The organism is Psychrobacillus lasiicapitis, assembly GCF_006861795.1.
GTDB classification, from domain to species: Bacteria; Bacillota; Bacilli; order Bacillales_A; family Planococcaceae; genus Psychrobacillus; species Psychrobacillus lasiicapitis.
Window position 1 is genome coordinate 230,514 of the sequence record NZ_VDGH01000003.1, and the last position, 14,527, is coordinate 245,040.

At 38.5% G+C, this 14,527-nt stretch carries 13 protein-coding genes; 7 read left to right on the top strand and 6 right to left on the bottom strand.

What is annotated here, in order from left to right; all coding sequences use genetic code 11:
• Positions 1-21: 21 nt before the first annotated feature.
• Together FG382_RS06150 and FG382_RS06155 are read right to left on the bottom strand one after the other, a co-directional pair.
• Positions 22-1,821, bottom strand: coding sequence for a cation:proton antiporter (locus FG382_RS06150; RefSeq protein ID WP_244950521.1), 1,800 nt, complete (start codon positions 1,819-1,821; stop codon positions 22-24).
• Between the two features lie 37 nt (positions 1,822-1,858).
• Positions 1,859-2,617 carry an NAD-dependent epimerase/dehydratase family protein gene (locus FG382_RS06155; protein WP_170206464.1) on the bottom strand — a complete coding sequence of 253 codons (759 nt, stop codon included), beginning with the start codon at positions 2,615-2,617 and terminating at the stop codon, positions 1,859-1,861.
• Positions 2,618-2,833: 216 nt separating this feature from the next.
• Here FG382_RS06155 and FG382_RS06160 point away from each other — a divergent pair, with 216 nt between their 5' ends.
• Genes FG382_RS06160 through FG382_RS06170 form a run of 3 tightly spaced genes read left to right on the top strand, consistent with a single transcriptional unit; the run spans position 2,834 to position 5,670 of the window.
• Positions 2,834-3,838 (top strand): hypothetical protein, encoded by a 1,005-nt coding sequence (locus tag FG382_RS06160; protein WP_142538029.1) that lies wholly within the window; start codon positions 2,834-2,836, stop codon positions 3,836-3,838.
• Between the two features lie 47 nt (positions 3,839-3,885).
• On the top strand, positions 3,886-4,068 hold the full coding sequence (locus FG382_RS06165; RefSeq protein ID WP_142538030.1) for an SE1832 family protein: 183 nt from the start codon (positions 3,886-3,888) through the stop codon (positions 4,066-4,068).
• A gap of 33 nt (positions 4,069-4,101) precedes the next feature.
• Positions 4,102-5,670 (top strand): ABC-F family ATP-binding cassette domain-containing protein, encoded by a 1,569-nt coding sequence (locus FG382_RS06170; RefSeq protein ID WP_142538031.1) that lies wholly within the window; start codon positions 4,102-4,104, stop codon positions 5,668-5,670.
• A gap of 192 nt (positions 5,671-5,862) precedes the next feature.
• Here the strand turns inward: FG382_RS06170 and FG382_RS06175 are convergent, their stop codons facing one another.
• Complete coding sequence (locus FG382_RS06175) at positions 5,863-6,411, bottom strand: RNA polymerase sigma factor (RefSeq protein WP_142538032.1); 549 nt, start codon at positions 6,409-6,411, stop codon at positions 5,863-5,865.
• Positions 6,412-7,253: 842 nt separating this feature from the next.
• Positions 7,254-8,519 carry a hemolysin family protein gene (locus FG382_RS06185; RefSeq protein WP_308421230.1) on the bottom strand — a complete coding sequence of 422 codons (1,266 nt, stop codon included), beginning with the start codon at positions 8,517-8,519 and terminating at the stop codon, positions 7,254-7,256.
• 133 nt (positions 8,520-8,652) lie between these two features.
• Here FG382_RS06185 and FG382_RS06190 point away from each other — a divergent pair, with 133 nt between their 5' ends.
• On the top strand, positions 8,653-10,050 hold the full coding sequence (locus tag FG382_RS06190; RefSeq protein ID WP_142538034.1) for a dipeptidase: 1,398 nt from the start codon (positions 8,653-8,655) through the stop codon (positions 10,048-10,050).
• Between the two features lie 46 nt (positions 10,051-10,096).
• On the opposite strand, the gene FG382_RS06195 is transcribed toward FG382_RS06190, so the two are convergent.
• Positions 10,097-10,669 (bottom strand): nitroreductase family protein, encoded by a 573-nt coding sequence (locus FG382_RS06195; RefSeq protein WP_142538035.1) that lies wholly within the window; start codon positions 10,667-10,669, stop codon positions 10,097-10,099.
• A 112-nt stretch (positions 10,670-10,781) separates the two neighbouring features.
• Between FG382_RS06195 and FG382_RS06200 the strand changes: the two genes are divergently transcribed.
• Both FG382_RS06200 and FG382_RS06205 read left to right on the top strand, forming a co-directional pair.
• Positions 10,782-11,354 (top strand): glycerol-3-phosphate acyltransferase, encoded by a 573-nt coding sequence (locus tag FG382_RS06200; RefSeq protein ID WP_142538036.1) that lies wholly within the window; start codon positions 10,782-10,784, stop codon positions 11,352-11,354.
• A gap of 105 nt (positions 11,355-11,459) precedes the next feature.
• Positions 11,460-12,311, top strand: a complete 852-nt coding sequence (locus FG382_RS06205; protein WP_142538037.1) for a DegV family protein — start codon at positions 11,460-11,462, stop codon at positions 12,309-12,311.
• A 547-nt stretch (positions 12,312-12,858) separates the two neighbouring features.
• On the opposite strand, the gene FG382_RS06210 is transcribed toward FG382_RS06205, so the two are convergent.
• Positions 12,859-13,347, bottom strand: a complete 489-nt coding sequence (locus FG382_RS06210; protein ID WP_142538038.1) for an amidase domain-containing protein — start codon at positions 13,345-13,347, stop codon at positions 12,859-12,861.
• A gap of 119 nt (positions 13,348-13,466) precedes the next feature.
• On the opposite strand from FG382_RS06210, the gene FG382_RS06215 reads away from it, so the two are divergent.
• Positions 13,467-14,489 (top strand): DUF2804 domain-containing protein, encoded by a 1,023-nt coding sequence (locus tag FG382_RS06215; RefSeq protein WP_142538039.1) that lies wholly within the window; start codon positions 13,467-13,469, stop codon positions 14,487-14,489.
• Positions 14,490-14,527: the final 38 nt, after the last annotated feature.

Genomic DNA, 14,527 nt, shown 5'->3' on the forward strand with positions numbered 1-14,527 from the left:
TTGGCATGGTTCTAAAAAAGTTCATTCTTTCGACTGAGAAATCTTATCGTTGATTTTATCTTGTAATTTCGTCGGAGGAGTTAAACTTACAACTAAATCACCTGGGTTTGCTTGCAATTCACTCTTCGTCGTATAAAATTTTAAAGACCCATCCGCTCGAATAACATAAAGCAACACTACTTCTTCTTCTCTTCCATTTATATATTGCTCATAATTATATTGTTCTGTAATATTTGTTTTCCGAATCACATGCCCTCTTAAGACGCGCTCAGTCAATTCATAGATATTCGCTGTTGAATCGAAAAGTGTTTTCCCCCCTAAGGAAGGATGATAATCATCTTCTTTTGTTTGACTGGCAGCTGTTTGGTAGAGGTGATCTCGTCCTAATTCAATTACAAAGTTTGAACAGATTAATGCATTATATGCATCTACCTCCGTTGCGGCAATCATTTTTGGGAACGGAGTTAAGTCTAATGAATACTCCGTCTGCTCGGATAAGATGTCTCCCGAATAAATAGGGACCCCTAGTTTCCGGGCATATCGCAGCTGTTCCCAAGAGTCATCCACAACAAGCACATCCATCTGTTCATCCAACAATGATTTCGCCAATTCCGCAGTGAATGCATTGCCCCCTACTATAAGTACCCCTGGCTTCTCAGTTGCAGAAAGCTTCAGTTTCTTTGCTACCCAACCAATAGAGAATCCATGAAAGATTACCGTCGCGAACACCAACGCAAATGTTAATGCAGTTAACATTTCCGCATCCTTATATCCACTTTCTTGAAGAATCGATGCAAAATAGCCGGAAACCGTCAATGCTACTATACCTCTAGGGGCAATCCATGAAATTAACAATTTTTCGTTATTCATCAAATCGGTTCCGATAGTGGATAACCAAATAGATAACGGTCGAACAACAAATAACATAGCCAGCACAAATAAAATAATATGCGGATTGAAAATATCCACTAGCGTAGTTGGATTTAAAGATGCGGTTAACATGATGAATATACTGGAAACTAAAAGGATAGAAATATTCTCTTTAAAATGTCTCATATCATTGATGGAGGCAATATGCATATTGGCCATCGTTAATCCCATTGCAGTTACTGCGAGCAAACCAGTTTCATGCATTACTACATCGGAAAACACGAAAACCATTAGTACTATTGCAAAAACAACTGGAGCCTTTAAATATTCCGGAATCTGTCCTTTTTCAAACATTTTCCCAATTATCCAGCCAAATAACCAGCCTAAAAATGCAGCGAAAATGGAACCTGCAAAGAATAACAGGAAGGACGTAAGTGTCACGTTCCCATTAATAAATTTAATAAATTCAAATGCGAATACGGCAAGCAATGCTCCAAATGGATCAACTACTATTCCTTCCCATTTCAATATTGCTGCAGGACGAGGCTTTAACTTCGCTTGCCTTAGTAACGGCAAAATAACCGTTGGACCAGTAACAATAAACAGTCCACCAATAACAAAAGATACGGCTACCGATAAACCTGCAATATAATGTGCAGCTAAAGAACCTGCAATCCAAGCGATAAAAGCACCTAATGTCACAATTCGAGTGAGTGGCTTATTAAAGCTACGGACTTCTCGGAAATCTAAGCTTAAACTTCCTTCAAACAATATGATAGCCACTGCAAGTGAAATGAGCGGACTAAATATTTCTCCTAAACTTTCCTGAGGGTTAACAAAACCGAAAATCGGACCCACGAGTAAACCAGCGATGGACATTACAACAATGGCAGGCATTCGTAAGCGCCATGCTAACCACTGAGAAAATATCCCTAACAGTACTATAAACATCAAAACAAAGATCATTGACTCAAAAATAATGTTCACCTCAATCTTTCGGTTTATTTTCTTCTACAAAGATATCCTTTCGCTTACTCCAGTCAAATAACTCTTCCCTGGCAACCGGTATTTCTTCTTCAACTTCCCACGGTTTAGCACCGAGGATATCTATCGCTTTATATAGTTGAACATTATTTTTATGGTTATGTACAGCAAAATGATACATAGCAAATGCTAATTGCTTCCCTTCAATTGCCCGCAAGCCTTTAAATGGACCGACTAATATGGGATTGATTAATTGAAAAATTCCTTCTGCTAACCGCTCCCCTAATCGAAATTCTGTCCGTCCGCCCGTCAATAACGAAGGACGGAAAATAGAAAGATGCGGTAGCTTTAAGTCAATCAGTTCTTGCTCCATTCTTCCTTTTGTACGGCTATAGAAAAAAGGAGATTTGCTACTAGAACCAGCTGCAGAAATAACATGAAAGTTGGGAATACCACGCTTTTTAGCTAAAGAAGCAATTCTAAGTGGGTATTCTAAATCTACTTTTTCGAAGTTTTCTCTTGTTTTCGCTTTTTTCATTGTGGTCCCTAAACAGCAAAATAAATCATCTGCAATTTCCAAATCTCTTTCTTCTAGTGTATCGAATTCTCGAATCTTCACATCTAATTTTGCATGTGTGTATGTAATATTTCTTCTAGCAATGATCGTCACTGCAACATATTCTTCACTTTCGCATAACTGTTTGACTAAGTGTTGCCCGGTAAAGCCCGTTGCCCCAACTACGATGGCCGTTCTTTTTGCCACCTCAATCCCTCCTCGCATTTCTAGTTGTCTAGCTCCAGCGCCTTGCCCCTCAGGGTCAAATAACCTTCCACAACGAAGTTATAGTGCAACTTCTTTTGTAAAAGAACATTTGCCTGTCGGGGCAGTGTGACAGGCGCTTTCGCATTTCAGTTTGTCATATACACCTGTCCTTTTCCATACAATATTAAGAATATGCACAGGAAAGGAAGATGAATAATGAAACTAGCTTATCTATTAAATACATTACCACACCGGGGTTTATACCCTGCTGACCGTGCGAATGCGCTGTTACCTGCTTTGAATACATCCGATTATAAAGTTTTTGTGCCCAGCACTAATACAAGCCTTCTAAACTATTTAGAAAAAAAACATATTAAAACATGTGCTTTTAATAATAATGCACATTTACTAGAAGAAATGAACTCTTTTAACCCCAATTGTATAATCCATGATAGCGGAAATTCTGAAAAGGATTTAATTCGCCGTTTAAAAGCTTTGAACTGTCCTCTAATTCATTTTGACGATCACGGGGATGGCGGTGCTCTAGCTGATCTTGTTTTCCAAGCATTATATGAAAATCCAAAGGATCTTTCCAAAGAGCATTTTGTTTATGGGCTAACTGGATATATCCCATCACAAGCAATTGTTCCTAAAAATAATAATACGACCCAAAATCCACCTCATATTGTTGTCGCGTTTCCACATGAGGATCCAGAAAACTTAACATATCGAACACTACGACATCTTGTGCAACTTCATATTCCTTTGCAGATTAGTGTTTTAGTAGATGAACACTACAAGCATGATATTCTGGATCTTAAACGGTTTGCACTCACTCGCAAATCGATTAAGGTTATCCAGACAACCACCCCGGATGCTTTTATTACTACTAGTGATATCGTCATAACTTCCGGTTCTTACATGCCTTTCTTAGTAGCACAATTCCAAATTCCAAGTATTATCCTTTGTGCACACGAAGAGGAAGTCAATTACGCCTTTCCACAGGAAGGTCATGGCTTCGCAAATTTAGGACTAGGTCGGAAAATAAAACAATCGTACTTACAAAATGCCGTTATGGAAATTATACTGCATGATAATCGAAGAAAAGCTTATATCCACAAACAAAAAAACTTTGATTTTACACCTAATTTAGTAGAAGTAGTAGAACTGATTGAACAAACGATTGCAAATAAAAAAGCTGAGGAAGAAATCGCACGTTAAACCCATTTTTATGCTACAATAGGGCAAAAAGCTGAAGGTGATTATTCATGACAAAAGATCAACTACAAGCGGAAATTGCTGAGTTAAAAATGGATTACATCCGATTACAAGGTGACATGGAAAAACTAGAGTCGAATGGCCACCCCACTCAAGTAGAAAACGCCGAACGTAGATTAGCCAAAATGGAAGAAGACCTTGCAGAACTAAACAAACAGCTCGCGGCACTTTAGTCCGTTGAGCTTTCTTTTTGGAGGAAATAATATATGAGCTTATTAAATGTAGAAAATTTGGGACATACATTCGGAGATCGTACGCTTTTTAAAGAAGTTTCGTTTCGCTTGGTGGAAGGTGAACATGTTGGACTTGTTGGGGCAAACGGTGTTGGAAAATCGACATTAATGAATATTTTAACCGGGGAAATCATTTACGATGAAGGTCGTGTGGAATGGCTTCCTGGTACACATTACGGCTATTTAGATCAGCATACTCGTCTGCAACCAGGACGCTCGATGTTCGATACATTACGTGATGCATTCTTACCTCTTTATAAGAAAGAGGAAGAATTGAATGAAATCATTGCTAAAATGGCGGATGCAACGCCAGAAGAATTAGAAGTATTATTAGAAAAAATGGCCGAAATACAAGATGTATTAGATGCCGGTGATTTTTATTCATTAGATATGAAAGTAGAAGAAGTTGCACGCGGGCTTGGACTAGATGCTATTGGTTTAGACCGCCCGGTTGAAGCACTTTCTGGTGGTCAGCGTACGAAAGTACTATTGGCAAAACTATTATTAGAAAAGCCGAAAGTACTTTTATTGGATGAGCCTACCAACTATTTAGACGAAGAGCATGTAAATTGGTTATCCAATTATTTGAAGAACTATCCATATGCATTTTTACTAATCTCACATGATACAGAATTTATGAATGGCATTGTAGATGTTATTTTCCACTTAGAATTCTCTAAGCTTACACGCTACACAGCTTCTTATGAGAAGTTTTTAGAGCTTGCTGAGTTGAATAAACGGCAGCATATCGATGCTTATGAAAAGCAGCAGGAATTCATTAAAAAACAAGAAGATTTTATCGCCAAGAACAAAGCGCGATACTCTACAACTGGTCGTGCAAAATCCCGTCAAAAACAATTGGACCGCATCGAACGCATTGATCGTCCAGAAACTGCTGCTAAACCAGAATTCGGTTTTAAAGAATCACGTAGCTCTGGACGTTACGTAGTCGAAGCAGAGCATTTACAAATTGGTTATGATAATCCACTGCTCCCACCACTTACATTTACCATTGAGCGTGGAGAAAAAATTGCACTTGTTGGCATGAATGGTATCGGTAAATCGACCTTACTTAAAACAATTTTAGGTAAGATTCCTGCACTAGGCGGAAAAGTAATCCGCGGGGATTTCTTATACCCTTCTTACTTCGAGCAAGAAGTAAAAGCTGGTAATATTACACCAATTGAATCCATTTGGGAAACTTATCCTAGTATGGAACAAAACCAAGTTCGTGCCGCTCTAGCTCGCACTGGCTTGAAAAGTGAGCATATCTCTCGCCCACTTTCTTCATTAAGCGGTGGTGAACAAGCGAAAGTGCGTTTATGTAAGCTTATGATGGAAGAAAGTAACTGGTTAATATTCGATGAGCCGACGAACCATTTAGACATTCATGCAAAAGAAGAATTGAAACGTGCGATGAAAGAATTTAAAGGCACAATCGTCCTCGTCAGCCATGAACCTGAGTTTTATGAAGGATTAGTAACGAAAGTATGGAACGTGGAAGAATGGTTCTCTACTGGTAAAGAGGTTGTAGAAGAATAGTATTTTGGTGATCCCAAGCATTTGGTGCTTGGGATTTTTTAGTTGTTTATGATGCTGGAAGATAGCACTCTGTAATATGCGAGTTATGGAGGGGATTGCTCGGGTAGCGATACTCTTTGCTCGTCCCCGCCCCTTCCCCAAAACAAAAAAGCCTCCCCCTGTCACTTTCGAACAGGGGGAGGCTCTTTCACATTACACTAAAACTAATGAGTCTTTTGCAACTTCATCACTCATAATAAGCTCTTTTAGACGTTGCTTCGCTCTAAATAATCGGGATTTTACTGTACCGATGGAAACTTTCATCACTTCTGCAATTTCTATTAGTGAAAATTGATGTACATAGAAATACATTACTGTTTTTTGGTAGATGCCATCTAATTCGGCTACTTTGGAACGAATAATTTCACCTACATCTTCTTTCTCTAATTGCTCTTCTACAGATAAGACATCTGCAGCAATTAAATCCAATAAGGATATATCTAGTTGCTCTGGTTGATTGGCAACGTATTTGCTGCGTCTTACTTGTTTACGGTATCTATCGCGAAATGTATTCATACAAATAGTCGTTAACCAAGCTTTAACATGGTCCACTTCTTTCATATACGATTCATATCGTACAACTTTCATCCACACTTCTTGCATTAAATCTTCAGCATCTATTTGATTTTTAGTTAGTTTCAAGCATAAGTAATATATGTATCGGTTATATTCTTCGTAAATATTTTCAATTTGAACTTGCATTGTTTATTCCTCCGCTCGGCTTTTCTTTATAACTCTATAATGCCAAATCCGAACCTTACCCTCTATCGTATTCTCTTTCAATATAATTACAATCGTGTAAGTTAGAAAATTATAAGCGCCTATTCTGTCTCGATATGGGAAATGAAAATGAGTAATAAAATTGGCATGTCGCGCATAATAGGGAAACTGTGTCATAAAGAGATATGGCAAAGGCAATTGATTTCCGCTCCAGGCGGACTCTTACCGCGGGGCGGGCGGTGAGTCTCCTCGTCGCATGCTCCTGCGGGGTCTCACCTGTCCCGCTGTTCCCGCAGGTGTCGCCGCCTTGCGCTTCAATCATTAGAACTTGCTGACTAATCCATAATTAAATGCAAAAAAGCTATTTAATTTATTTACAACTGTCCAACAGTTTTTTATTTAGAATCATTTTATGTACAGTATAAATTATAGGAAAGGTTGCTATTAACCATTCAAGCAATGGCAGTTCCCAATAATTGATCACAATCGCTAGATAGTATATCTTATTCCACTAATCATAGGTTTTCACCCATAGAAAATGCAGCATAGTACTAAATTTAGTGTCTTATTATGGAGTAAATAGCAAACTCTATTGGATTGTAGCGAAGGGGTGGCGACTCCGGTGGGAACAGTACGAGCTGAAAGCCCCGCAGGAGCGAGAGCTCCGAGGAGATGGAAGCCGTGCCCGCGGAAAGCGTCCACCCTGTAGCGGAAATCCCAGTGGACACTTCATACAACTCACTACGTCGCTGTTTATCTATACTTATCGACAAGCCATAGAGCTTATAATTCCCTAAGCCAAAAGAAAAGCGCAAAAGGAAGTATTACTCCTCTTGCGCTTCATCAACTATCGGTTCTTCTCTTTTTGTAATCGTTAAGGTCACAATTCGGCTACGATCCATTTCATTAATCTCGATTAATAAATTCTCGTAAGTAAACTGTTCGCCTTCTTCTGGAACATGCCCTAGCTGATCCAGTACGAATCCTCCGATTGTTTCATTTTCGTTTACGATAGATAGATCAAATAGTAAATTTACTTCTTCTATTTCCACGCGACCCGCGCAGATCAGACGACTTTCCGTCATTTCATGAATTAATATTTCTTCATCGTCATCAGTTTCGTCTTCTATTTCTTGACCAATCATTTCTTCGATTAAATCTTCATGGGTTACAATCCCAAGCGTACCGCCGTATTCATCTAACACAATTGCCATATGCTTTTTATGCGTGAGCATCAGTTCAAATACTTTTTCCACACTTAAATTTTGTACGACAAACAGTGGTTCTCTATCAATAAGCGTTTCTAGCTTTAATGATGGGTCCATCGACCATTCGATCAGTTTTTTAGAATAAAACATCCCGACTACCGTGTCTAAGTTTTCATCATACACAGGATATCTCGTATAAGAATGCTCAAGTATCGTATCTCGCACTTCTTCGTATGTAGATTCTATCGATAATGCCACCATTTCGGTACGATGTGTAAATAATACATCTGAGACATCTTTATTTGGAAAATCGAGTATACCTTTTATTCGCTCGGATTCCTCTTCTTCAAATGTGCCGTCTGTCGATGCTATGTCAACCATATTCAACAGTTCTTCTTTCGTAATGATTGTTTCCTTCACGGCACCTTTTGAACCTATGCGGATCATCATATTGATAAATGCAGCAACTAAAAACGATAACGGTCGCAGTAGAACGATCAACAATCGAATCATCGGCGCAACAATATACACAATTCTTTCCGAAAAAGTGGCGGCGATTGTTTTTGGTAATACTTCTGCAAATAATATAATGATCACTGTCAGTATAATGACAGACCAAACAATATTCCAACCATGACTTTCAGCAATGAAAATTACTAAAACAGTCATCGCCACATTCGCGATCGTGTTCCCTATTAATATCGTAACAATCATTCGGTCCGACTTTAATAAAAGAACGAGCAATCTTTCTGCAGCCCGGTCACCTTGTTCTGCTCGCAGTCGGACCTTCATCCTATTTACTGTCATTAAAGCGGTTTCACTTCCCGATAAAAAGAATGAAACAAGTAATGCAAATGCTAAAAGTACAAATTCTATGTACAATTTTGTATCCTCCTAAAATAATAACATCGTTCCGTATTTCTTTTTACTACTATAGCACACTACGTTTTTAGTTGTCACAATTCTTATGCTATACTATTTCTATTCACGAAATTTCATGAAAAGAGGGATTCAAGTGAGCCATTTGACAGCGTTAAATAATTACTTTACAGAAAAACGCGAAGCACATTTAGAAGAATTAAAACAGTTTTTACGCATACCAAGTATCTCTTCTTTATCCGAACATAAAGCAGATATGCAAAAAGGTGCTGAGTGGCTAGCTGACTCATGCACAAAAGCGGGATTAGAAAATGTAATCGTCGACAAAACAAAGGGACATCCTGTCGTATATGCGGATTGGTTACATGCTGAAGGCAAACCAACTATCCTTGTATATGGTCATTACGATGTACAGCCTGTTGATCCTCTAAATCTTTGGGAATCAGAGCCGTTTGAACCAGAAGTGCGTGACAACAAACTATTCGCTCGTGGTGCCAGCGATGATAAAGGACAAGTGTTTATGCATGTAAAAGCAGTAGAAGCACTTCTTCAAACAGAAGGATCCCTTCCTGTGAACGTCAAGTTTTTAATTGAAGGCGAAGAAGAAGTTGGCAGTCCAAACTTAGAAGCCTATATTGAAGAAAACAAAGCCAAGCTTGCTGCTGATGTAATTGTTATTTCAGATACTGGCATGCAAGGCCCTGGACAACCTGCTGTATGCTACGGGTTACGTGGTCTTTGCGGCGTTCAAATCGACGTAAAAGGGGCTAAAGGTGACCTACACTCTGGCCTATACGGAGGCGGGGTTCAAAACTCTATTCACGCACTCGTATCAGTACTAGACTCTTTCCGGGATGCAGAAGGTACAATTCAAGTAGAAGGATTTTATGAGAATGTACGTCCCCTACTTGATGAAGAGCGTGAAGCGTATAGAGCACTTGGCTTCGACGAAGAAGAGTTGAAAAAAGAAGTGGGAGTCGATGAGCTTTTCGGTGAGAAAGGTTTCTCTCATTTAGAGCGTGTTTGGGCTCGCCCAACGCTTGAAGTGAATGGTGTATTCGGAGGATTTTCTGGAGAAGGCATTAAAACAGTATTACCAAGTGAAGCAGGAGCAAAAATTACATGCCGTTTAGTACCAGACCAAGATCCGGATGAAATCGTTGCGAAATTAAAAGAACATATCGAAAAAAATAAACCGACTGGTGTTACAGTTACAGTCACTGAATTTGATAAAGGAAAACCATTTATCACTCCTTTTGATCATCCTGCTATTCAAGCAGCTGGCCGTAGTTACGAAAAAGTGTATCATGTACCAACAGCATACACACGTGGTGGCGGTTCTATCCCAATCGTAGCTGCTTTTGATGAAATTCTTGGCTTACCTGTAGTATTAATGGGCTTCGGATTATCATCAGAAAATTTCCATGCACCAAATGAGCATTTCCATTTAGAAAACTTTGACCAAGGTTTACGAGTGATTGGTGATTATTACTATGAACTAGCAGATCTAACTAAAGAGCAACTAAAAAAATAAAGCAAAATAAAATAGAGCTATCCCCCGTTGAGAGGATAGCTCTATTTTATTCACCAAATATCGTAATTAATTCGTCGACATGTTTTCGTTCTTTCGGTTTTGGCATTTCGTCAAAGTAGCCAACCTGCAACATACTAATGATGCGTTCACCTGGTTTTACTCCAAGTGCTTCACGGAATTTAGGATTATCTAAAAAGCCTGGCGTTTTCCAGCAAGAACCAACGCCGCGATCCCATGCAAGCAATTGGATATTTTGAATAAGCATACTTGCAGCAGCATAATCTTCTAAACGTTCTTTTTGACGTGCATCTTCCGGGACAATAACAAAAATATAGCCTCCCGGACTTTTAAACTTTTTCATTTGTTTTTCTAAGTCTTCATCCGACAGCTCTTTCCACTTCGGGATTGCAAATTCTTTTAACACTTCATATAAATCTAAAAGCTCTTTCTCGCATGCAACGACAAAACGCCAAGGCTGTCTATTTTGATGATTCGGTGCCCAAGTAGAATCTTCCATAATAGAAAGTAAAGTATCTTTTTCGACGGGTTGTCCATTAAATGCTTTGATCGACCTTCTTTGAATAATTGCATCACGAATAGTTAATGATTGTTGCATCATTGTATGAAAAACTCCCTTTTCTATAGCATCCATTATTACTAACATCATACCAATTAAAACGTTATATTAAAAGGCTTGCTATTTTACATAAAAACAGTTTCGAGGTGATCATATGATTCTTTATTGGTTAACCAGTTATTTTATAGGAACCTTTCTTACTGCTTGGTGGATTGGAAAATGGAAAAAAACTGACTTAACTAAAATGCGTAGCGGCAACTTAGGAGCAAGAAATGCAGGTGCTGTTCTTGGGAAAACGGCATTTTTATTGACTTTTTTAGGAGATGCGCTGAAAGGTGTACTTATCCTCTATATTGGCTTTTATTATCATTTTTCTTTTGAGGTTATTGCCATTGGGGGGTTATTAGGGATTATCGGTCATATGTTTCCTTTCTGGCTCCACTTTAAGGGCGGTAAAGGAATCGCTACTTTTATAGGAGTAGCACTCGTTTTAGATCTATCGTTATTTGGGATCATGGCCATATGCTTTGTACTAGTAATCGTATTATTAAGAAGTGCAACATTAAGTATGTCCATCGCCTTTAGTGCATATGCTATTTTATGTTGGACAATTCCTGCTTTTTCCCAACTCTGGCCACTTGCTATTGCCATTATTATCATTCTATATCGTCACCGATTGGATATATTAGAATCTTGGAACGCGCGTTGGTGGAAATCTATAAAATAATTACTATTTGTATGATAGTATTTTTCTATAATCATCTGTATTGTAAACGGATACCTATGCTATAATTACTTAAAAATAAATAATGTATGAGATAGGATGTCAAACATGACTTTGAAAAAAATTGCTTGGGTTGTAGATAGTACTGCTTATGTGAATTCCTTTTTAAAAAATCATCCAGATGTTTATGAAATTCCGCTTAATATTCATTTTGGCCAACAGCAATTTATAGATGGAATAGACTTAACTTCTGAACAGCTATACGAACGTATTCGAAACGGGACAGATCCAGTGAAAACTTCTCAACCATCCGCTGGAGAATTTGCAGAAGTTTATACAAAGCTAAGTAAAGAATATGAGTCCATCATTGCAATACATGTTTCCAAAAGTTTAAGTGGAACGATTTCTTCTTCCATAAGCGGTGCGGAGATAGCAGAAGTACCAATGGAATGTGTCGATTCCCTTTCTTTATCTGCTGGTATAACAGGGCTCGTCGAAAAAGGTCTTGCGTTGCAAGCTCAAGGTCTACCTTTTGATGAAATTGCAGCTTTGTTAAGAATTGAAACTTCTAAATTTCGGAATTACATTCTAATCGGCAACTTAACTCAGTTATATAAAGGTGGAAGATTGAGTAGTGCCCAATTTTATTTGGGTAGTTTATTGAAAATAAAACCAATTATACAGATTAATAATAATGGTGAATTGCAGGAGCTAGATAAAGTTCGCTCACAGAAAAAAGCAGTTCAATATTTGATCGATAGAGTTGTAGATTCGGTAGAACAAGAAGGTGCTAAATTAGTATATATTATGCACTCTAATGCACTGGCCCAGGCTGAAAGCTTAAGAGACGCGATTTTAATACAATCCCCTAATATTAAAATAGAAATCGGAGAAATCAGTACCGTTTTAGCAGTTCACGCGGGCGAAGACACTCTAGCAGTGCTTTGGTACGTTTCATAATAGTATTTATCAACAATAGATTGTGCAAGCATTGTAGGGACAATGCTTCGTAAAGATACTAAGATGTCCGCCATGATTTCCGCTCCAAGCGGACGCTTTCCGTGGGGCAAGCGGTGAGCCTCCTCCTCCACTAGCGCTACATGCGGGGTCTCACCTGCCGCTAATCCTACAGGAGTCGCCCCCTTGCGCTCCAAACAATAGAATTTTCTAATACATAATCACAAAAGTAAGTCTTATTTAAATTATTTATAGGTTTTCCTTATAGAAAAACAATATAGTACTAGATCTAGTGCATCATTTCTTAATAATTAGCAAATTCTACTGGATTGAAGCGAAAGGGTGGCGACTCCAGTGGGAAAAGCACGACCTGAAAGCCCCGCAGGAGCGTAAGCGACGAGGAGATTGAAGCCGTGCCCGCGGAAAGCGCCCACCCTGTAGCGAAAATTCAAGCCGACACTTAATAGCTCTGTCTTATTACGCATTATCTATAAATTATGCTTTAAAAAAGGATAACTAACTTTACGATCATTCAGTTACACTTCTTCATTTAAAACTGATCTTTTACATGGAAAAAGACATACTTCGTATTTGGAGTATGTGCATAGGAATCTGCATAGTTCCAATGCCGGTTACGGCTATTATTCGTATGCGCATTTACATAAGGAATTCCATCTTGAACGCTCGTTACAATCGTCGAATGGTCGTATCTTCCGTCCCCTTCAAAATCATAAAAAATTAGATCTCCTGGGATTAGTTTTGTCGGTGAATCCACTTGGGTTGCCTGTAACCCGATTGTCGAACCCGCCAAATACCAGCGTAAAGAATGAGGAGTACTCCAACTCAAGCTCCAAGTGTTATTCCCTAACCACCATCCCCTTTCTCGATTAAATTGTCCTCTCATAGGGGCACCACCGGCAAATAAGCATTGTGAAATATAATTGGTACAATCCACATCAAAAACAGGAAACTTGGGGTTGTAGCTATTCCACCACTTTTGAGCATAAGCTACCGCAGCATCGCGGTTATAAGTTGCCAATTTTAAACCTCCTTCTATTTGTTTATATGATTTCACGGGAATTATATGCTAGTATTGAGTCAATGAATTTGATTTTATTTTTTTGATGGCAACCTACTTTTTAGAAGGGAAGATGGCTAGTGATACAGCATGCAGAAAAAGAAATTACCGAGTCGACATTGCTATGCGATGAAAAAGGAAATTTGAATCCAAAGGCAATTGGATATGCAAAAAAACCAATCATTGAGAGCAATTTAAAAGGTCATTATATGCGGAAGAAAAAGTGGAATTATTGGTGTGTCTTTGGAGATGATATACTCTTTTCTGCAACTATTACTCATTTAGATTATGCTGCCATTTGCACTGTCTATTTTTTAAATTATGAAACACAGCGGTATGTAGAAAAAACAGTTACCATTCCTTTAGGCAATAAAGTAAAAATGCCTTCAAACGTGTTAGAAAGTGTTTCCCTTCATTCGAAGGAGATGTCTATCCAACTATTATATATCCAAAACGAAACGCATATGACTATAACGATACCTGATTTTGATGGGGACTTTTTGCATGCTGATTTACATATTTCACATCCTATAGAAGATGAGTCATTGAATGTCGTCATCCCTTGGAATCGAACACAATTTCAATTTACTGCAAAACATCATATATTACCTACTTTTGGATTTGTAAAAATGGGGGATGCTCGTTATGCGTTTCAAGCTGAGGATAACTTTGCTGTACTCGATTACAGTAGAGGAATTCTCCCTCGAGCAGCGACATGGAATTGGGGATTTGCTTCTCAACGGGTAGGTTTTAGACGCATCGGCTTAAACTTTGGTGGTAAATGGACAGATGGTACGGGCATGACTGAAAATGCAATTTTCATAGATGGAAAACTAATGAAAATCCATGAAGACTTGTTGTTTACGTATGATACGAATAATTTCATGTTACCTTGGAAAGTGAAAACCAAGTTTTCAAAGGAAGTAGATTTGACATTTACTCCTTTTTTCCACCGAACTTCAAAAACCGATATAAAACTCGCTACTACGGAAGTCCATCAAATGATGGGTTACTATAATGGTAAAATTCAATTAGAAGAAGGTCCTCCCATACATATCCGAGAAATGTTAGGTTGTATCGTAGAACGCAAAGCAAAATGGTGAAACAAAAGTTGCCATCCAGTATTTTTCTACTGGATGGC

Excerpts from the sequence above, each read along its gene's own strand:
- FG382_RS06195 (WP_142538035.1), bottom strand. The coding sequence starts at position 10,669 with ATGATGCAACAATCATTAACTATTCGTGATGCAATTATTCAAAGAAGG.
- FG382_RS06165 (WP_142538030.1), top strand. The coding sequence starts at position 3,886 with ATGACAAAAGATCAACTACAAGCGGAAATTGCTGAGTTAAAAATGGAT.
- FG382_RS06170 (WP_142538031.1), top strand. The coding sequence starts at position 4,102 with ATGAGCTTATTAAATGTAGAAAATTTGGGACATACATTCGGAGATCGT.
- FG382_RS06160 (WP_142538029.1), top strand. The coding sequence starts at position 2,834 with ATGAAACTAGCTTATCTATTAAATACATTACCACACCGGGGTTTATAC.
- FG382_RS06200 (WP_142538036.1), top strand. The coding sequence starts at position 10,782 with ATGATTCTTTATTGGTTAACCAGTTATTTTATAGGAACCTTTCTTACT.
- FG382_RS06150 (WP_244950521.1), bottom strand. The coding sequence starts at position 1,821 with ATGTTTATAGTACTGTTAGGGATATTTTCTCAGTGGTTAGCATGGCGC.
- FG382_RS06175 (WP_142538032.1), bottom strand. The coding sequence starts at position 6,411 with ATGCAAGTTCAAATTGAAAATATTTACGAAGAATATAACCGATACATA.
- FG382_RS06205 (WP_142538037.1), top strand. The coding sequence starts at position 11,460 with ATGACTTTGAAAAAAATTGCTTGGGTTGTAGATAGTACTGCTTATGTG.